The 25,727-nt window shown below is 75.6% G+C and carries 17 protein-coding genes; 7 read left to right on the top strand and 10 right to left on the bottom strand.

The window, feature by feature from the left end:
• Positions 1-27: 27 nt before the first annotated feature.
• Positions 28-1,347 carry a winged helix DNA-binding domain-containing protein gene (locus CLV28_RS13750; protein WP_157802656.1) on the bottom strand — a complete coding sequence of 440 codons (1,320 nt, stop codon included), beginning with the start codon at positions 1,345-1,347 and terminating at the stop codon, positions 28-30.
• Between the two features lie 241 nt (positions 1,348-1,588).
• On the opposite strand from CLV28_RS13750, the gene CLV28_RS13745 reads away from it, so the two are divergent.
• From CLV28_RS13745 to CLV28_RS13735, 3 genes are all read left to right on the top strand, one after another.
• Complete coding sequence (locus tag CLV28_RS13745) at positions 1,589-2,365, top strand: LLM class F420-dependent oxidoreductase (RefSeq protein ID WP_100423894.1); 777 nt, start codon at positions 1,589-1,591, stop codon at positions 2,363-2,365.
• A 157-nt stretch (positions 2,366-2,522) separates the two neighbouring features.
• Positions 2,523-3,221 carry a uracil-DNA glycosylase gene (locus tag CLV28_RS13740; RefSeq protein ID WP_211281474.1) on the top strand — a complete coding sequence of 233 codons (699 nt, stop codon included), beginning with the start codon at positions 2,523-2,525 and terminating at the stop codon, positions 3,219-3,221.
• A gap of 96 nt (positions 3,222-3,317) precedes the next feature.
• Positions 3,318-4,034: an HNH endonuclease family protein gene (locus CLV28_RS13735; RefSeq protein ID WP_100423893.1), complete on the top strand. Its 717-nt coding sequence runs from the start codon at positions 3,318-3,320 to the stop codon at positions 4,032-4,034.
• Positions 4,035-4,062: 28 nt separating this feature from the next.
• Here CLV28_RS13735 and CLV28_RS13730 read toward each other — a convergent pair whose 3' ends face one another.
• Entirely contained in the window at positions 4,063-5,409 is a 1,347-nt protein-coding gene (locus tag CLV28_RS13730; protein ID WP_100423892.1) for a M1 family metallopeptidase, read from the bottom strand.
• 75 nt (positions 5,410-5,484) lie between these two features.
• Complete coding sequence (locus tag CLV28_RS13725; RefSeq protein WP_373314273.1) at positions 5,485-9,702, bottom strand: Pls/PosA family non-ribosomal peptide synthetase; 4,218 nt, start codon at positions 9,700-9,702, stop codon at positions 5,485-5,487.
• A 188-nt stretch (positions 9,703-9,890) separates the two neighbouring features.
• On the opposite strand from CLV28_RS13725, the gene CLV28_RS13720 reads away from it, so the two are divergent.
• Positions 9,891-10,811, top strand: a complete 921-nt coding sequence (locus CLV28_RS13720) for a CAP domain-containing protein (RefSeq protein WP_100423891.1) — start codon at positions 9,891-9,893, stop codon at positions 10,809-10,811.
• A 38-nt stretch (positions 10,812-10,849) separates the two neighbouring features.
• On the opposite strand, the gene CLV28_RS13715 is transcribed toward CLV28_RS13720, so the two are convergent.
• From CLV28_RS13715 to CLV28_RS15880, 6 genes are all read right to left on the bottom strand, one after another.
• Positions 10,850-14,014, bottom strand: a complete 3,165-nt coding sequence (locus CLV28_RS13715) for an AAA family ATPase (protein ID WP_100423890.1) — start codon at positions 14,012-14,014, stop codon at positions 10,850-10,852.
• Positions 14,014-15,273, bottom strand: coding sequence for an exonuclease SbcCD subunit D (locus tag CLV28_RS13710; protein ID WP_100423889.1), 1,260 nt, complete (start codon positions 15,271-15,273; stop codon positions 14,014-14,016). Before CLV28_RS13710 ends, CLV28_RS13715 begins: the two co-directional genes overlap by 1 nt.
• A gap of 55 nt (positions 15,274-15,328) precedes the next feature.
• Positions 15,329-15,670, bottom strand: a complete 342-nt coding sequence (locus tag CLV28_RS13705; protein ID WP_100423888.1) for an STAS domain-containing protein — start codon at positions 15,668-15,670, stop codon at positions 15,329-15,331.
• 105 nt (positions 15,671-15,775) lie between these two features.
• Positions 15,776-16,246: an aminoacyl-tRNA deacylase gene (locus CLV28_RS13700; protein WP_100423887.1), complete on the bottom strand. Its 471-nt coding sequence runs from the start codon at positions 16,244-16,246 to the stop codon at positions 15,776-15,778.
• A gap of 57 nt (positions 16,247-16,303) precedes the next feature.
• The gene (locus CLV28_RS16135) at positions 16,304-16,867 is read right to left on the bottom strand and encodes a DUF2087 domain-containing protein (RefSeq protein WP_239073177.1); all 564 of its coding nucleotides are present in this window, start codon (positions 16,865-16,867) and stop codon (positions 16,304-16,306) included.
• Between the two features lie 49 nt (positions 16,868-16,916).
• Positions 16,917-18,827, bottom strand: coding sequence for a M15 family metallopeptidase (locus CLV28_RS15880; protein ID WP_239073176.1), 1,911 nt, complete (start codon positions 18,825-18,827; stop codon positions 16,917-16,919).
• A 180-nt stretch (positions 18,828-19,007) separates the two neighbouring features.
• On the opposite strand from CLV28_RS15880, the gene CLV28_RS13680 reads away from it, so the two are divergent.
• Together CLV28_RS13680 and CLV28_RS13675 are read left to right on the top strand one after the other, a co-directional pair.
• Positions 19,008-19,499, top strand: a complete 492-nt coding sequence (locus CLV28_RS13680) for a hypothetical protein (protein WP_100423886.1) — start codon at positions 19,008-19,010, stop codon at positions 19,497-19,499.
• Between the two features lie 107 nt (positions 19,500-19,606).
• Positions 19,607-20,167: a hypothetical protein gene (locus CLV28_RS13675; RefSeq protein ID WP_100423885.1), complete on the top strand. Its 561-nt coding sequence runs from the start codon at positions 19,607-19,609 to the stop codon at positions 20,165-20,167.
• On the opposite strand, the gene CLV28_RS13670 is transcribed toward CLV28_RS13675, so the two are convergent.
• Positions 20,087-20,881 carry a MerR family transcriptional regulator gene (locus CLV28_RS13670; RefSeq protein ID WP_100423884.1) on the bottom strand — a complete coding sequence of 265 codons (795 nt, stop codon included), beginning with the start codon at positions 20,879-20,881 and terminating at the stop codon, positions 20,087-20,089. The genes CLV28_RS13675 and CLV28_RS13670 overlap by 81 nt on opposite strands.
• 121 nt (positions 20,882-21,002) lie before the next feature.
• Here CLV28_RS13670 and hrpA point away from each other — a divergent pair, with 121 nt between their 5' ends.
• Complete coding sequence (gene hrpA, locus CLV28_RS13665; RefSeq protein ID WP_373314272.1) at positions 21,003-25,625, top strand: ATP-dependent RNA helicase HrpA; 4,623 nt, start codon at positions 21,003-21,005, stop codon at positions 25,623-25,625.
• The last annotated feature ends 102 nt before the right edge of the window (positions 25,626-25,727 follow it).

Raw genomic sequence — 25,727 nt, 5'->3', positions numbered from 1 at the left:
GCCGCCCACCGCCGAGCGCGCGATCCGTCACGCTTCGCGGCCGGATCGCGTGACGGATGGCGCGGTCGGCGGTGGGACGGCGGACGACGGTAGGACGGCGGTCAGCGGCGGGACGGCGGCCGGCGCGACGCCCCGGTGGGCCGCCATGCGCTCGACCTCGGCCCGGAGCGCGCGCCGCACGGCGTCGGACGGCGGCCGGTACCACTGCACGTCGAGCGTGAGCTCGCGTGTGGTCACGGTCGCCCGCCACCGCCCCACGACGAGGCCGTCGACCACGACCGCGTGCACGTAGGCGCCCTTGCGCTCGAAGCCGAGGGCGACCGCGGGCTCGTCGCCGGGCCGGTCGCCGACGCCCTCGAGGACGACCGCGCGGGACTCCGAGTAGCCCATGAGGTATTCGTCGTAGCCCTGCAGCAGGTCGACCTTCCCGCGCGCCCCGGCCGCCCGCGGGGCCGACGCTGGCCCCCCGTCGAGGGCGCCTGCCGCGACCCAGAGCGTCATGCCCTCGAGCAGGCCCGCACCGGGCACCGCCTCGACCTCGCCCGCGTCCCCGAGCGCCGCGAGGGCGCCGCGCACGTCGGTCAGGGTCAGGGCCGACCACGCCGCGACGTCCTTCGCGGTCGCGGGCGACCGGGCGCCGAGGTGCCGGCGCACGAGCTCGCGCAGCGCCGCGTCGCGGTCGAACGACGCCCCGAGCGGGCCGTGGCCGGGCGGCACCCGGGCGTCGAACGCCCGGTAGGTGGTCGCTCGCCCGTGCAGCGGCCCGCTCACGATCGCGCGGTCGAGCTCGGCGCTCATGAGCAGGTGCGAGAGCGTGCCGCCGGGCGTCGGCCGCGCGGACGGCGCGGCGGACGTGCCGGGCGACGCGCCGAGGGCCTCGAAACCCAGGCCTGCGTCGTCGAGCACCTCGGCGCACTGGGCACGCGTGAGGGCGGTGCTGCTCGTCGCGGCCGCGAGCGCCTCGGCCGCGCGAGCCCGGTGCGCGTCCGTGAGTCCCTCGCGGCGGTACTGGGCGGCGTTCTGCCGGTGCACGCGCGGCGCGGTCAGCTCGAGCAGCCAGCGCGCGTCGTCGCGCGCGACGAGGTGCCACGTGGGGCGCAGCAGGTGCGTGCGCAGCACCTGCCCGTCGTCGTACGCGGCGACCACGCGCGCGACGTCCGGCACCGGCTCCCCCGGCGGCACGCAGCGCGCGGCCACGCCCCACAACGCGGGCCACAGCTCCTGCGACTGGACGGCCCCGAGGTGTCGGACGACGTCGGTGGGCGTGGTCCCGGCGGTGGCCCCGCGCAGGCCCTGGGCGGCGAGGCGCAGCGCGCGCACGCGCGGGCCGTCGAGGGGATCAGGCACGGCCGAGCACGGGGTTGAGCACACTCCAGGCGCTCGCGGGTGTGCCTATCCCCGTGCTCGGCGCGCAGGGCGGTGCCGGGGCGTGCGGGCGTGCTGTGGCGGGGCGCGTGGCGCCGCGCGTGGCAGGGCGCGTGACGTCCGGGCCGAGGGCTGAGGTCATGGTCCGAGGCTAGGCCGGGCGCGCGACGTCCGCTCCCGGCCGCGCTGTTCGAATCGCTTCGACCGTGCCTAGTCTGTTGCCATGACGAACAACATCCGCATCGGAGTCCAGCTCCAGCCCCAGCACGCCGACTACTCCCAGATCCGTGACGCCGTGCTGCGCGCGGAGGACATGGGCGTCGACGTGATCTTCAACTGGGACCACTTCTACCCGCTCTCGGGCGACCCCGACGGCAAGCACTTCGAGTGCTGGACCATGCTCGGCGCGTGGGCCGAGCAGACGAGCGAGGTCGAGATCGGCGCGCTCGTGACGTGCAACAGCTACCGCAACCCGGAGCTGCTCGCCGACATGGCCCGCACGGTCGACCACATCTCGGGCGGGCGCCTGATCCTCGGGATCGGCGCGGGCTGGTTCGAGAAGGACTACGACCAGTTCGGGTACGAGTTCGGCACCGCGGGCTCGCGCATCAAGCAGCTCGCCGACGACATGCCGCGCATCAAGGCACGCCTCGCAGCCGGCAACCCGGCACCCACGCGCGAGATCCCGATCATGATCGGCGGCGGCGGGGAGAAGAAGACGCTGCGCATCGTGGCCGAGCACGCCGACGTGTGGCACTCGTTCGGCGACGCCGAGACCCTCGCGCGCAAGTCCGGGATCCTCGACGAGCACGGCGCGGCCGTGGGCCGCGACACCGCGGCGCTCGTCGAGCGCTCGGTCGCGGTCAGCGCCCCGCCGGCCGAGGTCGCGGACGCCCTGCTCGGCGCCGGGGCCACGCTGCTCACGGTCGGCACGAGCGGCCCCGACTACGACCTGTCGCTGCTGAAGCAGTGGATCGACTGGCGCGACGAGCGTCGCTGAGGTGACGAGGTCGGCCGGGCCTGAGCGCGTGGCGCGGGACGGCGCGGCGTCGGGCGGCGCTGCGTCGGGCAGCGCAGTGTCGGACGGCGCAGTGTCGGACGGCGCAGTGCCGGACGACGTGGCCGACCTCCCGTCCCTGGCGCCAGGTTGCTCCTCGGTGGCCGCGCTCGACGCGCTCGTCGTCGACTGCCGGGCGTGCCCTCGCCTGGTCGCCTGGCGCGAGGAGGTCGGCCGCACGCGCCGGGCGGCGTTCCGTGACCAGGAGTACTGGGCGCGACCGCTGCCCGGGTTCGGCGACCCCGAGGCCGCGATCCAGGTCGTGGGCCTCGCGCCGTCCGCGCACGGCTCCAACCGCACCGGGCGCATGTTCACGGGCGACCGCAGCGGCGACGTGCTGTTCGCGGCCCTGCACCGCGCGGGCCTCGCGAGCCGACCGACGGCGACGTCCGCGGACGACGGGCTGCGGCTGAACGGCGTCCGCCTCACCGCCCCCGTGCGGTGCGCTCCGCCCGCCGACCGTCCGACGCCTGCCGAGCGACGGCGGTGCGGGCCGTACCTCGCGCGCGAGCTCGAGCTCGTCGGGCCGCGCGTCGTGCTCGTGCTCGGCGGGTTCGGCTGGCGCGCGATGCTCGCGACCCTCGTCGAGCAGGGGTGGGACGTTCCCCGGCCGCGCCCCCGGTTCCGCCACGGCGCCGAGCTGCCGCTCGTGCACGCTGACGGGCGCGCGACGACCCTGCTCGGGTGCTACCACGTGAGCCCGCGCAACGTCTCGACCGGGGTGCTCACGCCCGCGATGCTCGACGCGGTGCTGCACCGCGCCCGGACGCTCGCGGGGCTCGCGGCCCTCGACTCCTGACGCGAGCCTCGTCGGCGGCTGGGGACGACGCCGGGACCTGGCCGGGCCTGGGGACGGCGGGCCCGGAGCGGCGTCCGACCGCGCGAGCATGCCGTCATGCGACACCCGCCCGCCGCCCGCGCACCGGCCCGCAGCCCGCGCCGCCTGACCGCCGCGATCCTGGTCGCCGCGGCCGCCGCGACCCTCGCGGCCGCGCACGAGACGACCGCGCCGCCCGGCCCGACCTACGCCGTCACGGCTCGCATGCTCGACGACGCCCGGGCGGACCTCGCGCGCCTCGACGTCAAGGGCCGGGCCCCGCTCACGGGGTACGACCGTGATGCGTTCGGGCCTGCGTGGGCCGACGTCGACGGCAACGGCTGCGACACGCGCGACGACGTGCTCGCGCGCGACCTCGACGACGTCGAGACCGACCCGGCGACGCAGGGCTGCGTGGTGCTCGCGGGCACGCTCTCCGACCCGTACGGCGGCGGGCTCGTGGAGTTCCGACGCGGGCCGGGCACGTCGGCCGCGGTGCAGGTCGACCACGTGGTGGCGCTCGGTGACGCGTGGCAGAAGGGTGCGCAGGGGTGGGACGACGCGACCCGGCTCGCGTTCGCGAACGACCCCGCGAACCTGCTGGCCTCGGACGGTCCGCTCAACCAGCGCAAGGGCGCGGGCGACGCCGCGACGTGGCTCCCGCCGAGCCGGGGCTTCCGGTGCGCGTACGTGCTGCGGCAGGTGCAGGTCAAGGCCGCGTACGGGCTGTGGGTCACGCAGGCCGAGCACGACGCGATCGCGCGCGAGCTCGACGGGTGCGTGGTGCGTGGTTGAGGCGGCCGAGGGCGGAGCAGCCCGCGCCTCAGCGCCGCACGGCCTCCGGCAGTGCGGGCAGCGCGGCGCGCCCGAGCCACTGCTCGAGCAGCTCGTCGACCGCGTCGGCGTGCTCGGGCACCTGCTCGACGATCACGTCGCGCAGGTCGGCCGTGGTCGCGGTGCCGAACCGGCGCGCGACGGTCCAGGTGCGCAGCACCCGGAAGAACGGCTCGTGCCCGATCGTCAGGCGCAGCGCGTGCAGCGTCAGCGCGCCGCGCTTGTAGAGACGGTCGTCGAACATCAGGTCTGGCCCGGGGTCGCCCACCACGAGGTCCTGCGGCAGCGCCGCGAGGCGCGCGTGCGCGGCGCGGGCGTGCGCGTCGGCGGTCGCCCGGCCCGACTCCTCGGACCACAGCCACTCGGCGTAGCAGGCGAAGCCCTCGTTGAGCCAGATGTGCTGCCACCGGCGCACGGACACGCTGTTGCCGAACCACTGGTGCGCGAGCTCGTGCGCCACGAGGCGGTCCCACGTGCCGTCGCCGTCGATGTGGTTGCGCCCGAAGATCGACAGCCCCTGCGCCTCGAGCGGGATCTCGAGGTCGTCCTCGGCGACGACCAGGGTGTACTGGTCGAACGGGTACGGGCCGAACAGCCGCTCGAACACGCGCATCATCTCGGAGTGCCGGCGCAGGTCGGCCGTCGCGGCGCCGTGCTGCTCGCGTGCGAGCACGGCGCGCTGCGGCACCGCCCCTGGCGCGGGCGCGGCGAGCTCGAGCGGCTCGTACCGGCCCACGTTGACCGACGCGAGGTACGTGCACATGGGGTCGGTGCGCCCGAACCGCCACACGCGCGTCGTGGCCTTGCGCGTGACCCCGAGCAGCGGGCCGTTCGCGACCACGGTGTACGGGCTGTCGGTAGTCACGGTGATCTCGAACGTCGCCTTGACCGACGGGTGGTCGTTGCACGGGAACCAGGACGGCGCGCCGTCGGGCTGGCTCGCGACGAGCGACCCCTCGGTGAGCTCCTCCCACCCGGTGTCGCCCCAGCGCCCGACGACGGGTCGCGGGCTCCCGCCGTACGTGACCTCGAGCGTGACCCGGCGCCCGGACTGCGCGACCTCGCCCAGCCGCACCGTGAGCTTGCCGCCGTGCTGGGAGAACCGCGCGCGTCGTCCGCCCACGCTCACGCGCGACGCCTTGAGGTGCACGAGGTCGAGCACGACCACGTCGCTCGCGCGCAGCACGAGCACCTCGATCGTCGCGACGCCCTGGAGGCGGTTCGCCACGACCCGGTACGTCAGGTCGAGCCCGTAGTGCTCGACGCGGTACACGGTCGAGCCGCGCTCAGGCACGTACGGGTCGAGCACGGGGGTCGTGGCGTCGTGCTTGGGCACGGATCCTCCGATGGATCGTCGTGTGCGGGCCCGGCCGGGCCGGGGGGCGGGGTCGATCGTGGGCGGACCGCGAGCCTACGTGACGCGAACCCCCGGCCGGTAGCGCGGCGCCGTGGCGGCCGGGGCGATCGGGTTGCCCGCCCACGTGCTGCCCGCGGGCACCTCCTCGCCGCGCATCACGAGCGACGCGGGCCCGACGTGCGCGTCGCGGCCGATCCGCGCCCCCGGCAGCACGACGCCGTGCGGCCCGAGCGACGCGCCCGGCTCGAGCACCACGCCGTCGAGGCTCATGACGCGGTCGTGGAACAGGTGCGTCTGCACGACGCACCCGCGGCCCACGGTCGAGCCGTCGCCGAGCTCGACGAGGTCGGCCTCGGGCAGCCAGTACGTCTCGCACCACACGCCGTGGCCGATCCGTGCGCCCAGCGTGCGCAGCCACAGCGTGAGCCACGGCGTGCCGTACAGGTGCGTCGCGAGCCACGGCGCCGCGACCGTCTCGGTGAACGTGTCCGCGAGCTCGTTGCGCCACACGAAGCCGCTCCACAGGGGGTGGTCGCCCGTGCGGAACCGGCCTACGAGCAGCCACTTCGCGGCCGTCGTGACGAGACCCGCCACGACTCCGCCGCCGAGCAGCACGACGCCGCCGAGCAGCGCCGCGACCCCGTACCCGTGCGCGGTCACGATGCCCTGCAGACCCAGGAGCACCCCGGCGGCGACGTACGCGCACGTGACCGGAGCCGCCCAGCGCAGCAGCTCGACCGCCGCCCGGCGCCGCACGAGCCGGCGCGGCGGCTCGTAGGTGAGCCCCTCGTCGGTGTCGGACGTCGCGGGGCGGCGCAGAAGGGTCGGCGGGCTCCCGAGCCACGACGACCCCGACTTGGCCTTGTGCGGCGTCGCGGACAGCACCGCGACCAGCCCGTTCTTCGGGATCGACCGGCCCGGCGCGGTGATGCCCGAGTTGCCGAGGAACGCACGCTTGCCGACGCGCGCCGTGGCGACCCGCACCCACCCGCCGCCGAGCGCGTACGGCGCGACCATGGTGTCGTCCGCGAGGAACGCCCCGCGCGCGACGTCCATCATCGATGGGATGCCGATCACGGTCGACGCCTCGACGTCCTTGCCGACGGTCGCGCCCAGCAGCCGCAGCCATCCCGGCGTGAACACGCTCGAGTAGAGCGGGAACAGCACCGTGCGCGCCGAGTCCATGAGGCGCTGCGTGACCCACGCCTGCCAGCCCGGCAGGCTCCGCACCGGGTGGTAGCCCTCGCGCAGCCCGAGCGCGAGCAGCCGCACCGCGACCAGGACCACGAGCGCGTAGACCGCGAGCGCCACGAGCGTCGCGAGCGGGAGCCACGCCGCGACGGGCGCGACGAGCGCGAGCACGCCCGCGTCGTCCGGCAGGTTCCAGGCGGCGATCCCGGCCCCGAGCACCACGAGGCCCACGGCTCCCGCGACGAAGGGCAGCAGGCCCAGCACGAGACCGCTCAGCGCGTAGCCGAGCACCCAGCGCGGGGCGTGCGGCGGCCGCTCGGCCGGCCACGGGTGCCGCGCCGAGCCGCGGATGCGCACCGCGGGCGAACCGCCCCAGTACTCGCGGTTCTTGACCCGACCCGTGACGCACGAGCCTGCCGCGACGTCCGCGCCCTTGCCGACGTGGGCGCCCGGCAGCAGGGTGCTGCGCGCCCCGACGGTCGCGCCCGCGCCGACCTTGATCGCGCCGACGTGCAGCGTGTCGCCGTCGACCCAGTGCCCCGAGAGGTCGACCTCGGGCTCGACCGCGCAGCCCTTGCCGAGCGTGAGCATGCCCGTGACGGGCGGCATCGAGTGCAGGTCGACGCCGCGGCCGACCTTCGCGCCGAGCGCGCGGGCGTACAGGCCCACGAGCGGTGCGCCCGCGACCGTGAGCGAGCCCGCCGACGCGACGAGCTGCTCCGCGGCCCAGATCCGCACGTGCACCGCACCGCCGCGCGGGTGCTGGCCCGCGCGCACGCCGCGCAGCAGCAGCCGGCACCCGAGCGCCGCGATCGCGATGCGCCCGAACGGGCTCACGAGCACGAGCCAGGCGACGAGCAGCAGCCACCACGGGACGGGGCGCAGGACGGCGTGCGGTGCGTCCGCCCCGACCTCGGCCGCGAGTCCCGTCGCGGCGAGGAGCGTGCCCGCGATCGCGAGCCACGTGAGCCACCGCAGGCCCGTGAGCGTGCGCAGCAGCAGCACGACCGCGGTCTGCGTCGCCTGGGTCGAGCGGGGCACGGGCAGGACGGCGGGCCCGGACGCGCCGTCCGACGAGCGGGCGCCGGACGACCCCGACCCGGACGGGCCCGCGCCGGACGCGCCAGGGCCGGACGTGCCAGGGCCGCCCGCGGCGTCCGGCCGGGGGGCGCGGCCGCGCACGAGCGTCGCGATGTCCCCGAGCGCGGGGTTGTCGTAGAGGTCCGCGACCGTCGTGCGCGGGTCGCGGCGGCGCAGCGCCGAGACGACCTGCGCGGCGGTCAGCGACCCGCCGCCGAGGTCGAAGAAGTCGTCGTCGGCGCTCGTTGGGCGCACGCCCAGCACCGACTCCCACACGTCGGCGACCCACTCCTCGGTGCGCGTGAGCGGCGACGCGTCGGCGTCGGGGCCGCTCGCCGCGGCGATCGGCCACGGCAGGGCGTCGCGGTCGACCTTGCCCGAGGTGCGCGTCGGGATGTCGTCGACCACGCCCAGCAGCGGCACGAGCGCGGCAGGCAGCACGTCGCGCAAGGCGTCGACCCAGGCGTGCGTGTCGGGCGCCGACCCGGCCGCGGGCACGACGTACCCGACGAGCACCTGGCTGCCGGCCGCCGTCCGGCGCACCGCGGCGGCGGCCGCGGCGACACCGTCGAGGTCGAGCAGCGCGGCGTCGATCTCGCCCAGCTCGATGCGGCGCCCGCCCACCTTGACCTGGTCGTCGGCGCGGCCCACGAACAGCAGGCCCGCGTCGTCGCGCACCACGAGGTCGCCCGAGCGGTACGCCCGCTCCCAGCCGAGACCCGGGTGCGGGGCGTACTTCTCGGCGTCCTTCGCGGGGTCGAGGTAGCGCGCGAGCCCCACGCCACCGATCACAAGCTCGCCCGTGCCGCCGGGCGGCACCTCACTCCCGTCCGGCCCGACGACGGCCAGGTCCCACCCGTCGAGCGGCAGGCCGATCCGCACCGGGCCCGGGCCGCCGAGCAGCGCCGCGCACGCGACGACCGTCGCCTCGGTCGGGCCGTACGTGTTCCACACCTCGCGGCCCGGCTCCGAGAGCCGCTGCGCGAGCTCGGGCGGGCACGCCTCACCGCCGAAGATCAGCAGCCGCACGTCCGCGAGCGTGATCGGCGGCAGCAGGCCCGCGAGCGTCGGGACGGTCGAGACGACCGTGATGCCGCGCTCCTCGATCCACGGCCCCAGGTCCATGCCGGTGCGCACGAGCGACCGCGGCGCCGGCACGAGGCACGCGCCGTGCCCCCACGCGAGCCACATCTCCTCGCACGACGCGTCGAACGCGACGGAGAGCCCCGCGAGCACGCGGTCCCCCGGGCCGAGCGGCGCGTCCTGCAGGAAGATCCGCGCCTCGGCATCGACGAACGCGGCCGCGTTGCGGTGCGTGACCGCGACACCCTTGGGCGTGCCCGTCGAGCCCGACGTGAAGATGATCCACGCGTCGTCGTCCAGCCCCGGTGCTTCACCCACGCGCTCGCCCGCGCCGTCCCGCATCGTCGTGACCGCGCCGTCGTCGCCCACGACCGCCCGCACGCCCGCCTCGCCGAACACGAGCTCGGCCCGCTCGTCCGGGTCGTCCTTGTCCACCGGCACGTACGCCGCCCCCGCGTACAGCACCGCGAGGATCGTCAGGTAGAGGTCCGCGCGGCCGGACGTCGCGCGCACCCCCACGCGGTCGCCCGCCCCCACGCCGTGGTCGGCGAGCGACCCCGCGCGCGCCGCGACCTCCGCGACGAGCTCCGCGTACGTGTACGACGTCGCGCCGTCGTCGAGTGCCGGGTCGTCCGGGTGCACCGCGGCGATCGCGGTGAGCAGGTCGACCAGGGTCCGGGGTCGCGGGGCGCGGTGGGCGGCGCGCAGTGGGTCGTCGTGCGGGCCGCCGACTCCGGGCTGTGACTCGTCGTGCTGCGGGCCGTCGCCGTGCTGTGACCCGCTGTTCGGGCCGTTGTCGTGCTGTGTCGCGCCGTGCGGGCCGTCGCCGTGCGGGCCGACTCCGTGCTGTGACGCGCTGTGCGGACCGTCGCCTTGCTGTGACTCGCCGTGCTGCGGGTCGTCCGGTGTGGCGGGCACGCGTCTCCGTCCGTCGGGGGTGATGACCCGAGGTTAGGGCCGCCGGGTGTCCGGCCGGCGAACACGAGGTGGCCTCCAGGGGCCGCATGGCGATCGTCACGTCGGCCGTGGCACCGATCATGCCTGCCCGAGGTCCGAGCGGCGCGACCGGCACGCTACGGTGACCGACGAGACACGGTGGAGGACGCATGAGCACGGCGAGCAGACGCGGCACGAGCGACCGCGGCGACCGTGGCGCCGCCGGCCGTGGCGCCACGGCCCGCGACGCTACGGCCCGCAGCGCCGCCGTCCGCAGTGCCGCCGTCCGCAGCCCAGCCGTCCGCGCCGCGACCACGCGACGCCGCCGCCACGTGACGCTCGCCGTCGTCGGCGGGCTCCTCGCCGGGATCGCGGTCGGCTGGAGCGGCGTCCTGCCCGAGCCGACCCCCGGCGGGCGACTCACGGACCCGGACGTCGTCGTGACGATCCCGCCGCCGAGCGTCGTCGACCCGTCCCCGACGGACGGCGCGACCGACGGTGCCTCGGGCAGTGCCACGGACGGCACGACCGACGGCTCCGGGGCCGGCGACGCGACGTCGGGAGACGCAGAGACCGATGCCGCGTCGCGCGGCACGACCCGCGACCCCGCCACGGACGAGAGCGACGCGGGGGACGGCTCGTCCTCGGGAAGCACTGCCTTGGGGGGCACGGGCGACGCAGGCACGGACGACACGGACGCTGCAGGCACGGACGACGCCGCCCGCCGGGACGCGACCGTCGCCGAGGTGCTCGCGCTCGTCGACGAGCACCGGGCCACGGCAGGCTGCCCGACGCTCGTGCCGGACGACGCGCTGACCGCAGCGGCCCAGTCGCACGCGCAGAGCATGGACGCCGAGGGGTACATGTCGCACACGGGCAGCGACGGCCGCTCGTTCGACGAGCGCATCCGCGACGCGGGCTACGACCGCCCGACCGCCGAGAACGTCGCGCAGGGGCAGACGACGGCCGCGCAGGTGGTCGCGGACTGGATGGCGAGCCCAGGGCACCGCGCGAACATCGAGTCGTGCGCGTCGACCGCGACGGGCGTCGGGCTCTCCGGCACGTCGTGGGTGCAGACCTTCGGCGCCTGACGACGCGGCCATCCGCCGTCGCGCTCCGAAGGCGCCGGCTACCCGCCCGCGCGAACGCTGAGGGTGCTCGCGCCGCTCGGCAGCCGCCGCACCTCGATGCGCTCGGCGATCGACTGCTTGAGCGCCTCGACGTGCGAGACGACACCCACGACGCGCCCGCCCGCACGCAGGCGCCCGAGCTCGCCGAGCACCGCCTCGAGGGCCTGCGGGTCGAGCGTGCCGAACCCCTCGTCGACGAACAGCGTGCCGAGGTCGACGCCGCCGGCCTCGGCCGTGACGACGTCGGCCATGCCGAGCGCGAGGCACAGCGACACGTAGAACGTCTCGCCGCCCGAGAGCGTGCGCGGGTCGCGCGACCGCTCGGTCCAGTGGTCGACGACCTTCATCGCGAGTCCCGTGCGTCGCGCGCGCACGGCCTCCTTCTCGTCGCTACGCACGAGCTCGTACCGCCCGCCCGACATCTCGACGAGCCGCACGTTCGCAGCCTCGACGACCTCCTCGAACCGGCGCACGAGCACGAACGTCGCGAGCGACAGGCCGCGCGCGTTGTCGCCCGACGAGCCCTGCGCGAGCCCGGCCATGCGGGTCACGGGGGCCGCGTGCTCGCGCGCGTCGTCCCACGCCGTGACGGCGGACCCGACGCTCGCGGCGGCGGTGCGCGCCCCGGCGAGACGCTGTTGTGCGAGCGCGGCCCGGCGTCCCGCGCGGTCGGCGGCCTCCTGCGCGGCCCGCACCGCGGCGCGCGCGGCGTCGAGGTCGGGTGCGGCGTCGTCCGCGAGATCGGCGAGCGCGGGCTCGGTGAGCCCTGCCCGGACGCGGGCGACCGCGGACTCGTGCTCGCGCACCGCGCGGTCGAGCGCCTCGCGCTCCTCGGCGGTGCAGGACGCCGCGAGCGCGGCCGTCGCGTCGTCGAACCCCGCGTCGTCGAGCACCTGGGCGAGGTCCCGCTCGCGCTCGGCGAGCGTGCGCGCCGCGGCGTCGACCGCGGCGTGCGCGGCGAGCAGGGCGTCGACCGCGCGGGCACGCTCGCGCAGGGCGCTCTCGTAGACCTCGACGGGGTTCTCGGGCCTCTCGCGCTCACCGAGCACGTCGGGCAGCTCGATGCCGTCGAGCAGCGGGGCCGCGACGTCGAGCTCGCGCGCGACCTCGGCACGGTCGCGCGCGATCGACGCGGCGAGCGCCTCGGCGGTGCTCCTGCGCGCCGCGGCCTCGGTGCCGAGCTCGGCGTGCTGCGCGGTCAGGGCCGCCGTGTCGTCGTCGAAGGTCGTGAGCGCGGCCTCGGCGGCGTCGCGCTCCGCGACCGCGGTGGTGGCCCGCGCGGCGTCGTCGCGGGCCGCGGCGAGCGCAGCGTCGGCGGCGTCGACGTCGAGACCGCGCGAGGTCGAGCGCAGGGCCTCGAGCCGTTCGGTCAGAGTCGTGACGCGCTCGCCCGCGGTCGTGAGCGCCTGCTCGGCGGCGGACCGCTCGGCCTCGGCCTGCTCGACCCGCTCGGGCGTCACGTGGTCGTCGGTCAGGCGCGCGGGCGCCGGGTGCTCGGTCGACCCGCACACCACGCACGCCGTCCCGGCGGCGAGCCCGGTCGCGAGCTCGCCCGCGATCCCGGCGATGCGGGCCGCGCGCAGGTCACGCTCGGCACCGAGCGCCTCGCGCGCGCGATCCGCGGCGGCGGTGCGCTCCTCGACCGCGGCCTCGAGGTCGGTCGCGTGCTGCGCGGCGCCACGGGCCGCGCGCAGCACCGACTCGGCGTCGAGCACGGCCTGCTGGCGCACGCCGAGCGTGCCGGCGAGCTCGGTCGTCGCGTCACGCGACGCGACGAGCGTCGCGCGCCGTGCCGGACGCGTCGCGAGGTCGTCGGCGAGCAGCGCCCGCTCGGCGGCGAGGCGCTCGACCTCCTTGCGGGCCTCGACGAGCGCGGCCTCGTCGACGGGCAGCCGCTCGCCCGTGGGCAGCAGCATCGCGAGCCGGGTCGCGGCCTCCCCGACCGCGTCGCGCCGCGACAGCAGCTCGGGCACGTCGGCCTCGGCCAGCGCCGCGGGCACGCCTGCCCGGGCGAGCTCCTGGTTCTCCAGGGTCGCGGCATGCTCGTCGCGCGCACGGCGCAGCCCCGCGAGCACGGGCGCCACGACCTCGGCACGCTGCGCCGCCGCGAGGCGCTCGCGGGTCGTCGCGACCTCGTCGGCGCGCTCGTCGAGCGCCCCCTGCTCGGTGCGCAGCGCGTCACGGCGCGCGAGGCGCTCGGTGAGCACCCGCGCGGTCTCGGCGTGGTCCTGCGCGGCGACGAGCACCCCGCTCGCGGCGACCTCGTCCGCCGCAAGCGCGTCCGCCTCGCCCGCGAGCGCCTCGACCTTCGTGGCCGCGAGCTCGACCGCGTCGTGCGGGTCGGCGGCCTCGGCGGCGCGCAGGGCCTCGACGTCGGTCGGGTCGAGCCCGGCCGCGCCGAGGAAGTTCTCGACGCCGCCGTGCACCGCCTGGCGTGCGGCCGCGACCACGCGCCCTGCCTCGCGCTGCATCTCGGCGAGCTGCTTCTGGACGTCCTCGTAGATCTCGGTGCCGAAGACCTTCTGCAGCAGGTCGCGGCGCTTCTCGGGCTCGGCCCGCAGGAAGCTCGCGAACTCGCCCTGCGGCAGCACGACGGTCTGCGCGAACTGCCGACGGTCGAGCCCCACGTAGCGCTGGATCTCGGCGCCGGCCTCGTCGAGGCGCGACGACAGCAGCTCGCCGACGGCGTCGAGCGCGTCGAGGGCGTCCGCCGCGTCGTCCGTGAGCAGGTCGCCCGTGGGCAGGCCGCCCGTTTGCACGTCGCCGTCCGGTACCGAGCCCGGCAGGGAGTCCGGCACCGACGCGAGCCGCCACAGCCGGACCGTGGCCTGCTGCGTCGTCGTCCCGTCGCCGCGCTTCTTGGGCCGCTGGTACTCGGGGCTGCGGCGCACCCGGAACACGCCCGCGCCGGTCTCGAACACGAGGTCGACGAACGACTCGACCTCGGGCGTCGCGTACGCGGAGCGCAGGCGGTCCTCGCTCGCGGCCTCGGACGCGACCTTGCCGTAGAGCGCGAACACGACCGCGTCGATCACGGTCGACTTGCCCGCGCCCGTGGGCCCGTCGAGCAGGAAGATGCCGGACGCCGCGAGCTCGGCGAAGTCGATCGTGTGCCGTCCCGGGAACGGACCGATCGCCTGGAAGGTCATCGAGTGCAGGTGCATCAGGCGCTCCGCTCGCTCGCGAGGGCGGCCTCGAGCGCGTCGCGCAGCACCGCGGTCTCCGCGTCGGACGGCGGCGCCCCGGTCACGTGGTCCACGAAGTCGCGCGCCACGACGAGCGGGTCGGCGGCCGTGCCCACCACGGCGATCGTCTCGCGCTCGACCGGCGCGGCGGGCTGGTGCTTGACCTGCAGGGCGTGCGGGAACCGCGCCTTGACGCGGGCCACGAGCTCGGTGGGTCGCGCGGCGTCGGTCACGGTCACCCGGAGCCAGTCGTCGACGTGGTCGGCCCCTGCCGCACCCAGCAGGTCGTCGAGCGGGCCCGTGAGGTCGGCGAGCCGCCGCGGCACGGGGGCGGGCACGAGCTCGGCCGACGACCCTGCACCTGCGTCCCCGGCCTCGCCGAGAGGCCCGTGCTCACGCAGGTCGAGCAGCACGGTCGACTTCTTCTGGTGCATCTCCGAGAACGAGTACGCGAGCGGCGAGCCCGAGTAGCGCGCGAGGGTCGGCGCGCCGTCCGCCGGGACGCTCACGGCCTGCGGGCCGTGCAGGTGCCCGAGCGCGAGGTAGTCGAGGCCCGCGCCCGCGAACACGCCCGCGGGCACCGCGTCGACGCCACCCACCCGGATGTCGCGTTCGGACTCCGAGGCCTGCCCGCCCACGACGAACGCGTGGCCCATGAGCACCGCGGGCGCGTGCGGCCCGGCGTCGGCGCCCGGGGGCAGCGCACGGCGGCGCGCGAGGTCGGCGGCGACGCGACGCACCGCGGCCGACATGACAGCCTCGTGCGAACGCGCGAGCAGCACGGGCGCGGCGCCAGGGTCGGTCGGCGGGTCGGCGAGGGAGGCCCGGCACGCGTCGGGGTCGAGGTACGGCAGGGCGTAGACGAGCGCGGGCGCACCGCCGTCGCGCGCGGGCACGACGACCGGGTCGGCAACGCCCGCGACCGCCGCACGGATGTGCACCTCGGGACGCATGAGCGCGGCCCCGAACCCGAGGCGCACCGCGGAGTCGTGGTTGCCCGAGGTCAGCACGACGTGCGCGTGCTCGGCGAGGCGTCGCACCGCGTCCGAGAGCAGCGTGACGGCCTCGACGGGCGGGATCGCGCGGTCGTACACGTCGCCCGCGACGAGCACCGCGTCGACGTCCTCGTCACGCGCGAGCTCGACCAGGTGGTCGAGGTACGCGGCCTGGTGCTCGAGCAGGTCGACGCCGTGCAGCGTGCGACCGAGGTGCCAGTCCGACGTGTGCAGGATGCGCATGCGCCGAACCTAGCGGTCGCCACCGACAGGCTCGGGAGCCCGCGGGGCGCCCGGGTCAGGCGTCGACGGGCGCGGTGCGCTCGACGGGGATCTGCCCGCCCATGCCGATCATCTCGAGGAGGTCCTCGAGCTCGCGCGACGGGTCGCGCAGGGTCACGTCGATGCCCGCCTCCTGGCCGATCATGTAGACCTGCAGGATGAAGGCGAGACCCGACGAGTCGATGAACTCGACGCGGCGGACGTCCACGGCGATGGGGCCGTCCGCTCCGACGAGGGTGGTCATGGCGACGCTCGCCTGGTCGCGCAACGCTGCGTCGACCTCGCCCCACAGGGTGACGACGGTGCCGGTGTCGGTCGCTGCGGCGCTGATGCCGCCCGCGACCTGGGTTTCAGTCATGGCTGGATGGTGCTCCGTTCAAGGTTTCTCTGTGTCGAACGCCTGAGTGTCCCCAGATGTTCCACCATCTGGCAAGCGTTTCGCCTCGTTCGTGTGGACGATGCGCTACGCCGTGGTGGTCACGTCGGCCACGCGCGCATCCAGGACCCGCACGAGGTCGCCCGAGTCGAGGCTCACCCCGACGCCGTGCGCGCCACCGCCGATCGAGACGGTACGTCGCGGCTCGACGGCCCGCACGTCGGCGACCACCGGCAGCGGGACGAGCGTGCCGAAGGGCGTGATGGTGCCGCGCTCGAACCCCGTGGCGTCCTTGGCGCCCGCCGCGTCGGGCATCGACAGGCGCGAGACGCCGAGCAGCTCACGCAGCGCGGACCAGGAGATCGACCGACCGCCCGGGACGAGCACGAGCAGGTGGTCGCCCTCGCCGCGCCGCACCACGAGGGTCTTGAGCAGGTCCCCCGGGGCCACGCCGCGCGCTGCGGCAGCCTCCTCGAGCGACCCCACCGGGCCGTGGCGCGTGACCTCGTACGCGACGCCCAGGGCGTCGAGGGCCTCGACCACGCGCTGCTCGCTCACGCGTCCGACCCTAGGCCCGCCCCCCGACGTCCGCCCGCGGGGAGCCCGAGGGGCGCGTCACACGCCGTCGTGCTCCGTGACGGTCGTGCGCCAGTACGACGACCCGTCCGCGGTGCGCTGCACGAGTCCCGCGTCGACCATGGCACGCCGCAACCCCACGGGGTCGTCCGCGAGGCCCGCGAGCACGCGCATGAGCGAGCGCTCGTCGGTGGGCTCCTGCAGCGGCAGCGCCGCCGTCGCGAGCAGGCGGACGACGGCGTCCCGGTCGTCCCGGCGGCGCGGCATGCTCTCGAGCCGGCCGGCGACGAGGAACCGCTCGGGCCCGGCCGCGGGGACGGGCTCGGCCGACGACGCCGCCACCAGCAGCTCCCGGAACCGCCCGGGACGCGGGACGAGCCCGCCCGCGTCGTCCGCCACGATCCCCGCGGCCACGAGCGGGGCGAGGCGACGACGCTGGTCGGTCGAGAGGTCCTCGCGCCGCAGCGGGGCGTCCTGCGCGGCCGCGGTCACGAGCGCGCCGAACAGCGCAAGGCGGCCGTCGTCCGCGAGCGCCGCGACGACCTGCCGCCACGCGTTGACACCGTGCTTCTTGTCAGCGTGCTTCTCGTCAGCGTGCGTCATGTCACCGTGCGTCGTGTCACCCTGCGTCCGTGCATCCACGTCGGTCAGCCTACGAGTCCGCGGACTCCTCCCGGGCCGTCGTCGCGTCCGTCTGCTGGGTGCCGTCGGCCGGGTCCTGGGACTCCGCCGGGGTCGGGGTCGGCTCGGGCTCAGGGTCGGGGGTCGGGGTGGGCGTCACGACCGGCGAGGGCTCGGGCGTCGGGGTGGGCGTCACGACCGGCGTGGGTGTCGGCGTCGGGGTGGGCGTGGGGGTCGGCGTCGGCTTCGGCGTCGGCTTCGGGGTCGGCGTGGGCGTCGGGGTGACGCCGGGCGTCGGCTTCGGGGACGGTTTCGTCGGCTTCGCCGGGGTCGACGGCGTGTCGCCCCCCGTGGGGTCGTCCTTGCCGGCCGAGTCCTTGCCCGTGCCGTCCTTGCCGGCCGAGTCCTTGCCGGACGTGTCCTTGCCGGACGTTCCCTTGCCGCCGCCTGACGCCGTGCCGCCCGGGTACGCACGGGCCGACGCGTCGAGGTCGGTCGGCAGCACGCCGCCCGCGTAGAACTCGAAGTGCCAGGGCTCGGGCTTCGACCCGTCGAGCCGGGCCCAGGTCGGGTTGTCCCAGCCGTAGGCGGGCCCGTGCGCGCGCAGCCACGCGTACTCGGCCGTGCGTCCCGACGACACGGGCGCGCCGATGTCGACCGCGAGGCCCCACCCGTGGTTCGAGGTGCCGGGCACGGCCGCGAGCGCGCGCTTGGTCGCGTACAGGCTGACCTGCTCGTCGTAGGTGCGGTACGAGTCCGAGATCGGGATGGGACGACCGAACTCCTCCTCGTACGCGGCCGAGAGCGCGTTGAGGCGGTCGGCGGCGTCGCAGCGCAGCATGTGTCCGGGGGCGAACGTGAGCGGGCAGAGCGCGGACGTCGGGATCGCCCCGTTGAGGTAGCCCGCGGTCTGCGCCGAGTACTTCACGACGATCGCGGTGAGCTGCTCCTCGAGCGGGAGTGCCGCGATCACGGAGTCCGGGAGCGCCGTCGGGTCGGTCACGTCGACCGAGGGCGCGGCGGGCACCTCGCCCGAATCGACCAGGTACGCGAGCCGCTCGGCCGCGCTCACCACGTCGTCCCAGCGCACCGGGCGGTGCTCGCCCTCGGCGTCGAGCGAGACGCGGGGCAGGGCCTCGGGCTCCTCGGTGCCAGGTGCGTCAGCATCGGGGTCTGCGTCGGGTGTATCTGCGTCGCGTGGGTCAGCGGCGGCGGCATCCTCCGCGGGCGCGTCCTCCACGGGCGCGTCGTCCGCGGGTGTGACGGCCGCGTCGTCGGCGGACCGGCCGGTCATCGCGTCGAGCGCGAGCCCCTGGGCGCCGGGCAGGCCTTCGTCGCCCGCCGGGTCGGTGACCGCGCGGGCGACGGTCTGGACGTCGTCCGGGCGGACGTCGAGCGGGTCGCTCCCGTCCGGCGCGTCAGGACCGACGTCCTCCGGGTCGGACGGCGCGGGGCTGGCGGGGGCCACGGGCGCGGGCACCGTGGGCACCCCCGGGTCGGCGGCCTCGAGGCCCGGCTCGTCGGCGTCGGCCGGGGCCGGCGCGGGCGCGCGGTTCCGCAGCCCCAGCACCTGGGGGTCGGGGGCGGCGACCGAGGCGTGCAGCTGCGCGTCGTAGGTCGCGAGCAGCATGCCGAGCTCGGAGCGGGCCTGGGCGAGCGAGGACGACGCGGCGGCCGGGTCGGCCGCGAGCCGCGCCTCGGCGACGTCGAGGAGGGCGACGACGCTCGTGCGGTCGACGTAGCCCTGCGTGCTGACGGGGACGACGGCGGGCGCGAGGTCGTCCGCGACGGGGCCCGGCGCCGCGGCGTCCGAGGACCCGGGGTCGAGGAGGCCGGCGAGGTCGATCCCGGCGACGCCGGCGCCGCCGACGGCCATGGTCGCGATGCCGAACGCGCTCAGGGCAGCGACCGACGCACGCCCGGCCGTGGCCTTGCGCGCCATCCGTGTCTCGTGGTCAGTCCGCACCCGTGCACCCCGTCGTCGCCCTGCGCTCTTCCCAGGGTGCGGCACAGTCCGGCCGGGCGCGACCCTGGGGATCGAACCTTCACCCTGGTTCATCTCGTGTCCAACCGGGATTCACCGGACCAACCACACCCTCGTGAGTGGTACAGACTAAGCCTCATGAACACCATCGGACACCGACTCGCCCGTGGGACCCTCGTCGTCGCACTCGCCGCCGGAGGGGCCGCGACGCTCGCCGCGTGCGGCGAGGACGGCCTCACCCTCGACGGCACCGCGCTGCAGGGATTCGTCGACGACGCCAAGAGCCAGGTCGAGACGATCACCGGCGACGCGGCGGACCTCAAGGACGCGATCACGTCGCTCCCGTCCGACCTGCGCACGAGCGCGCAGGACGCGGTGGACCAGGCCGAGACGGCGGCCGCCGACGCGCAGACCGCGCTCGAGGACCTCAAGACCGCGACGGGTGACGCGCGCGCCGACGCCGAGGAGCGCCTCGCCGACGCGCAGGGCCGGCTCGACGACGCATCCGCGACGCTCGACGACGTGACCGCGAAGGCAGGCGACACGGCGGGTGACGTGACGGGCAAGCTCGAGGACCTCAAGACGCAGGTCGACGACCTGAGCACTGTGGTCGACGACGCTCGCTCCTGACCTTTCGCGAAGGATGCGGCTTTCGTCACCCTGTTAGTGCGAAGTCTTCACAAAAAAAGATCGGTGAATCCCTGCTGGCACGCAGGTTCGTCGTCGAAGATGGACGCATGACGTCGACGTCGACATCTCGCAGCGCCGCGCACCTCGCGGCACCCGCCTCCGCGCGGCCCGGGACGACCAACCCCGCGGCACGCTTCGCCGCGGCAGGGATCCTCGCGCTCGCGACCATGCTCCCGTTCGTCGGGGCGCCCACCGCGGCCGCCTCGTCGGTGCAGCAGGTCATCGCGGCGGCACGCACCCACACCGACGCGATCACGCTCTCGCTCGCGCAGGTCGACGACGACGTCCGCCGGCTCCTCGGCACGCTCCAGGCCGAGGTCGGCGACGCCGTCGCCTCGGCGCGTGCCGCGACCGAGCAGGCGGTCTCGGCCCTCGCCGCCGCCGACGACGCCGCACGCTCCCCCGAGTCCGGGACGACGAGCATCACCGACCCCGAGCTGCGCGCGAGCGTCGAGCTCGCCGACGCGCAGGTCGCGCTCGACGCCGCCTCGGCCCAGCTGCGCTACGTCACGAGCGCGCTCGACGAGTCAGGCGTCGGCGTCCCCTCGAGCCTCGTCGCCCTCGGCGAGCGCATCGACACCCTCCGCGGGCGCACCGCCGGGAGCTGAGCGCACCCCCGCGACGATCTCGTCGGTGCGCGGGACCGCACGACCCATCGCAACCGCGGTCGTGTGCGCGACGGTCTGCGTCGTGATCGCCCGGATGCGCTCGAGGTTGAGCATGAGCTCCTCGGTCGTGACCTCTCCCTCGTAGAGGCCGCCCGACTCGACCGCCCACAGCCCGATGAGCTCGTCCGCGAGCGCCGCGACGCGCGCACGGATCAGCTCGCGCGAGCGGGCGGCGAGCTCGAGGTCGGTGCCGAGCTCGACGAGCTGCAGCGCGCAGCGCAGCACCGGGACGTCCTCGGCGTCCCAGACGGTGCCGTCGTCGGTCTCGCGGCGCACGAGGTAGCCGTACTGCTCGAGCGCGCCGACGAGCCCGAGGTTCTGCTCGCCGAGGAACTCCGCGAGCTGCCCGATCGTGTAGCTCGCGGACGGCTCGCCCGACCAGCCGAACGTCGCGAAGTCGGTGCCGAGCAGCGCCGCGCTCGGCGCCTCGCCCTGCGCCCGCGCGTCGAGGACGTCGCGGATCGAGTCGAGCCGCAGCCCGCGCCCGCGCAGGTCCTGGACCTGCTGCAGCCTCGTGAGGTGGTCGTCGGCGTAGTGCGCCCGGCGCCCCACGCGCCGCGGCGCGTGCAGGAGTCGGGTGGCCTGGTAGTACCGCACCGTGCGGGGCGTGAGCCCGGCGGCGTCGGCGAGCTCGATCAGCGTGTACGTGGCCATGGCGCGATCCTAACCATGCCCGAAACGTCCGGTTGGTCTGCCCGACTGCTGGGCAGCCTCCCGGTCCCCGGGCAGGCGCGCGCGACCAATCACCTTGCACCCGCTGAGAGAATGGCTGACCGTGAGCACCGACCATCCCCAGCGCGGCCGACGACGCGGCGGACGCCGGCCCTCCGGGGGCGGCGCGCGCGGCCAGGGCGGGCGCACCCAGCGCACCGTGACCGCCGAGCAGCTCGCCCGCGCGGCCGCGACGCGCGCCGCCGTCGACGTGCCCCCGATCGTCTACCCCGAGCAGCTGCCCGTCTCGGCGCGCCGCGACGACATCGCGCGCGCCATCGCCGAGAACCAGGTCGTGATCGTCGCGGGCGAGACCGGCTCGGGCAAGACGACGCAGCTGCCCAAGATCCTGCTCGAGCTGGGTCGCGGCCGGGCCGGGCAGATCGGGCACACGCAGCCGCGACGGATCGCGGCACGGTCCGTCGCCGAACGGATCAACGAGGAGATCTACGGGAGCTCGACCGCGCCCCTCGGCGAGATCGTCGGGTACCAGGTGCGGTTCACCGACCAGTCGTCCGAGCGCACGCTCGTCAAGGTCATGACCGACGGGATCCTGCTCGCGCAGATCCAGCGCGACCCCCAGCTGCTCGCCTACGACACGCTCGTCATCGACGAGGCGCACGAGCGCAGCCTCAACATCGACTTCCTGCTCGGGTACCTCACGCGCCTCCTGCCGCAGCGGCCCGACCTCAAGGTCGTCATCACGTCGGCGACCATCGACTCGACCCGGTTCGCACGGCACTTCGCGCCCGGCGGCCCCCTGCCCCCGCTCGACCCCGACGACCTGGCCGGGGCCGAGCACGCGGCGTCCGACGACGGACCCGGCCACGCGACGTCCGACGACGTGCCCGCGACCGCGCCCGTCATCGAGGTCACGGGCCGCACGTACCCCGTCGAGATCCGGTACCGACCGCTCGTCGCCGAGAAGGCCAACGGCCTCGGCAAGGGCGAGGAGCGCGACCTCGTGACCGGGATCGTCGACGCCGCGAAGGAGCTCATGGCCGAGGGGCCGGGCGACATCCTCGTGTTCCTCTCGGGCGAGCGCGAGATCCACGACGCGCAGGACGCACTCGAGGGCTGGCTGGGCGAGCGTGCGCACGACGTCAAGCGCCCCGACCACGTCGAGATCCTGCCGCTGTACTCGCGGCTGAGCGCCGCCGAGCAGCACCGCGTGTTCCAGTCGCACCGCTCGCGGCGCATCGTGCTCGCGACCAACGTCGCCGAGACGTCGCTGACCGTGCCCGGCATCCACTACGTGATCGACCCGGGCACCGCGCGCATCTCGCGGTACTCCAAGGCGACCAAGGTCCAGCGGCTGCCCATCGAGCCCGTCGCGCAGGCCAGCGCCAACCAGCGCTCCGGGCGCTCGGGGCGCGTCGCCGACGGCATCGCGATCCGGCTGTACTCGCAGGAGGACTTCGAGGCGCGGCCCGCGTTCACCGAGCCCGAGATCCTGCGCACCTCGCTCGCGTCCGTGCTGCTGCAGATGATCTCGGTCGGGGTCGTCCAGACGCCCGACGACGTCGCCCGGTTCCCGTTCGTCGAGCCGCCCGACACGCGCGCGATCCGCGACGGCGTGCAGCTGCTCACCGAGCTCGGCGCGCTCACCGCCGACGCGTCGGGGCGCCAGCGCCTGACCGAGACGGGCCGCGTGCTCGCAGCGCTGCCCATGGACCCGCGCCTCGCGCGCATGATCTGGGAGGGCTCCAGGCGCGGCGTCGCGCGCGAGGTCGCGATCGTCGCGGCCGCGCTGTCGATCCAGGACCCGCGCGAGCGCCCCGCCGAGCAGCGCGCCCAGGCCGACCAGGCGCACGCCCGGTTCGCCGACGCGACGTCCGACTTCCTCACGTACCTCAACCTGTGGGAGTACGTGCGCACGCAGCAGCGCGAGCTGTCGTCGTCGGCGTTCCGGCGCCTGTGCAAGGCCGAGTACATCAACTTCCTGCGCGTGCGCGAGTGGCAGGACGTCGTCGCGCAGCTGCGCGAGATGGCGCGGCCGCTCGGCGTCGACCTGTCCCACGTGCGCGGGGGTGCGGGTGCGGGGACGGCGGAGAACCGAGCGGCGGCCGGGGCGTCGGATGCGAAGGGCGTCAAGAGCGCGCAGACCCGACCCGGCACGACGGACCAGGGCCACGGCGCGCTCAGCCCGAGCACCGGCGCACCGGACGCCGCGGACCCCGAGGACCCCGCCGGCTCCCCGAGCCTGAAGCACCGGTGGGACGACGACGCGATCCACCGGTCGATCCTCGCCGGGCTGCTGTCGCAGATCGGGATGCAGGAGGTCAACGAGCTCAAGGCGTCGAGCTTCGCGCACCTCAAGGGGCCAGCGCGCGAGCAGGCCATGCGCCGGGCCAAGAAGCAGGCGCGCAACGAGTACCTCGGGGCGCGAGGCGCCCGGTTCGCGATCTTCCCCGGCTCGCCGCTGTCCAAGAAGCCGCCCGCCTGGGTCATGGCCGGCGAGCTCGTCGAGACGTCCCGCCTGTGGGGGCGCGACGTCGCGCGCGTCGACCCCGCGTGGGCCGAGGAGCTCGCGGGCGACCTGGCCCGCCGTACCTACTCCGAGCCGCACTGGTCGACCCGCCGCGGCGCCGCGCAGGCCTACGAGAAGGTGCTGCTCTACGGGATCCCGATCGTCACCGAGCGCAAGGTCCTGTGGGGCAAGGTCGACCCCGAGGGCGCGCGCGAGATGTTCCTGCGGCACGCGCTCGTGCAGGGCGAGTGGACCACCACGCACCGGTTCTTCGCCGAGAACCAGCGCCTGCTCGAGGAGGCCGCCGAGCTCGAGGCACGCTCGCGGCGCCGCGGGCTCGTCGTCGACGACGACGCCCTGTTCGCGTTCTACGACGAGCGCGTCCCTGAGACCGTCGTCTCCGCCGCGCACTTCGACAAGTGGTGGCGGACGGCGCGCCGCGAGACCCCCGACCTCCTGACCTTCACGCTCGACCAGCTCGTGCCCGACGCCGACCAGATCGACACGTCGCAGTTCCCGCAGACCTGGCAGCAGGGCGACCTCACGCTCCCCCTGACCTACCAGCTCTCCCCCGGCAGCGACGCCGACGGCGTGACCGTGCACGTCCCGCTCACCGTGCTCAACCGGGTGACCCCCGACGGCTTCGACTGGATGGTGCCCGGGCTGCTCGACGAGCTCACGACCGCGACCATCCGCTCGCTGCCCAAGCCCGTGCGCGTCCAGCTCGTGCCCGCCCCCGACGTCGCACGCGACGTCGCCGCCTGGCTGCGCGAGCACACCCCCGCGTGGGAGGACATGACCCGCGCCGGGGACATGGCCGAGTCGTACCGCTCCGCGTTCACGCGCGCCGTGCGCGCGCTGCGCGACGTCGTCGTCCCCGACTCCGCGTGGGACGGGCAGGCCGAGCGACTGCCCGCGCACCTGCGCATGTCGTTCCGCGTGACCGACACGCGCGGGAAGGCCGGCGACGTCGTCGCGGTCGACGAGTCGCAGGACCTCCTCTCGCTCCAGCGCCGGCTCGCGCCGCAGACCGAGGCCGCGGTGCGGTCGGCGGTGCGCGGGGCGGTCGGGGCGGCGCTCGCGGAGGCTGCCCGTTCGGGTCCGGCAGGTGCCGCGGAGGGTCTCGGACTAGCCGCGACGCGCGGTTCCGAGGTCAAGGCTGGCGGCCGTCACGCGGCTTCTACGTCCTTCGACTCCTCCGCGTCCCCCGCCTCACTTGGTGGCGACCGCTCCGACGGAACGCCGTCCGATGCCGCCGTGGCCCTTGGTGGGCAGGAGTTGCCGCACGCCGTGGTCGTGGCCGAGCGGGCCGGGCTCACCACCTGGCCCGAGGGACTGCCCGACGGCGCGCTGCCCGACGTCGTCTCGACCGACCTCGGCGGCGGCACCGTCGTGCGCGGGTTCCCGGCGCTCGTCGAGGAGCGCGGACCGAAGGGCGCCGACACCGTCGCGCTGCGCGTGCTTGCCGACGTGCGGCTGCGCGCCGAGCAGCACGCGCGCGGCGTGCGACGTCTGCTGCTCACCGAGTGCGCGCTCCAGTCGGGCCGCATCACGTCGCGGTGGAGCGGAACACAGGCGCTCACGCTCGCCGCGAGCCCGTACCGCAACACCGAGGCGCTCGTCGCCGACCTCCAGCTCGCCGCGGTGATCGCGCTGACCTCGGGCGGACCCGCGACCGGGGTCGACGCCGCGCAGGTCCGCGACGCGGCCGCGTACGCCGCAGCCAGGACCCTCGTCAAGAGCAGGATCGAGGACGAGGTCCACACCGTCGTCGGGCACGTCGTCGCCGCCCTGACCGCCGCCCGCGAGCTCGACGGGCAGATCCGCTCCGCGAACAGCCTCGCGCTGCTCAACACGCTCACCGACGTGCGCGACCAGATGGCCGGTCTCGTCGGCGTCGGATTCGTCTCCGCGACCCCGCCCGAGCGGCTGCGGCACCTCACGCGGTACCTGCGCGCGGCGTCCTACCGGCTCGAGAAGGCCGCGACCAACCCGAACCGCGACGCCGAGCTCGCATGGAAGGTGCACGACGTCGAGCAGCTCTACGCCGCCGCGCGCGCGACCCACGCGGCCGGGCCGCCCGACGCCGCCCGCGCGGCCGAGCTCGCCGAGGTGCGCTGGATGATCGAGGAGCTGCGCGTCTCGCTGTTCGCGCAGCAGCTCGGCACCGACGGGCCGATCAGCGAGAAGCGGATCCGCAAGGCGCTGGCCGGGTGAGCGCGCCCTGCGCGCGCGACAGAGATGGGACTGCCTCGGTACTGCCCCGGATTGGGTTGACTTGCGCGCAGGAGTCGAGAAGATCACCGCCGAGCAGCAGGC

The organism is Sediminihabitans luteus (assembly GCF_002797595.1).
GTDB lineage: Bacteria > Actinomycetota > Actinomycetes > Actinomycetales > Cellulomonadaceae > Paraoerskovia > Paraoerskovia lutea.
The sequence above is the reverse complement of the archived record's forward strand: the minus strand, read 5'-3'. Positions and strand labels throughout refer to the sequence as shown.

What these genes read in the sequence shown, in the direction of transcription:
- CLV28_RS13745 (WP_100423894.1), top strand. Translation starts at nt 1,589, where the DNA reads ATGACGAACAACATCCGCATCGGAGTCCAGCTCCAGCCCCAGCACGCC.
- CLV28_RS13735 (WP_100423893.1), top strand. Translation starts at nt 3,318, where the DNA reads ATGCGACACCCGCCCGCCGCCCGCGCACCGGCCCGCAGCCCGCGCCGC.
- CLV28_RS13720 (WP_100423891.1), top strand. Translation starts at nt 9,891, where the DNA reads ATGAGCACGGCGAGCAGACGCGGCACGAGCGACCGCGGCGACCGTGGC.
- CLV28_RS13715 (WP_100423890.1), bottom strand. Translation starts at nt 14,014, where the DNA reads ATGCACCTGCACTCGATGACCTTCCAGGCGATCGGTCCGTTCCCGGGA.
- CLV28_RS13710 (WP_100423889.1), bottom strand. Translation starts at nt 15,273, where the DNA reads ATGCGCATCCTGCACACGTCGGACTGGCACCTCGGTCGCACGCTGCAC.
- CLV28_RS13705 (WP_100423888.1), bottom strand. Translation starts at nt 15,670, where the DNA reads ATGACTGAAACCCAGGTCGCGGGCGGCATCAGCGCCGCAGCGACCGAC.
- CLV28_RS16135 (WP_239073177.1), bottom strand. Translation starts at nt 16,867, where the DNA reads ATGACGCACGCTGACGAGAAGCACGCTGACAAGAAGCACGGTGTCAAC.
- CLV28_RS15880 (WP_239073176.1), bottom strand. Translation starts at nt 18,827, where the DNA reads ATGGCGCGCAAGGCCACGGCCGGGCGTGCGTCGGTCGCTGCCCTGAGC.
- CLV28_RS13680 (WP_100423886.1), top strand. Translation starts at nt 19,008, where the DNA reads ATGAACACCATCGGACACCGACTCGCCCGTGGGACCCTCGTCGTCGCA.
- CLV28_RS13675 (WP_100423885.1), top strand. Translation starts at nt 19,607, where the DNA reads ATGACGTCGACGTCGACATCTCGCAGCGCCGCGCACCTCGCGGCACCC.
- CLV28_RS13670 (WP_100423884.1), bottom strand. Translation starts at nt 20,881, where the DNA reads ATGGCCACGTACACGCTGATCGAGCTCGCCGACGCCGCCGGGCTCACG.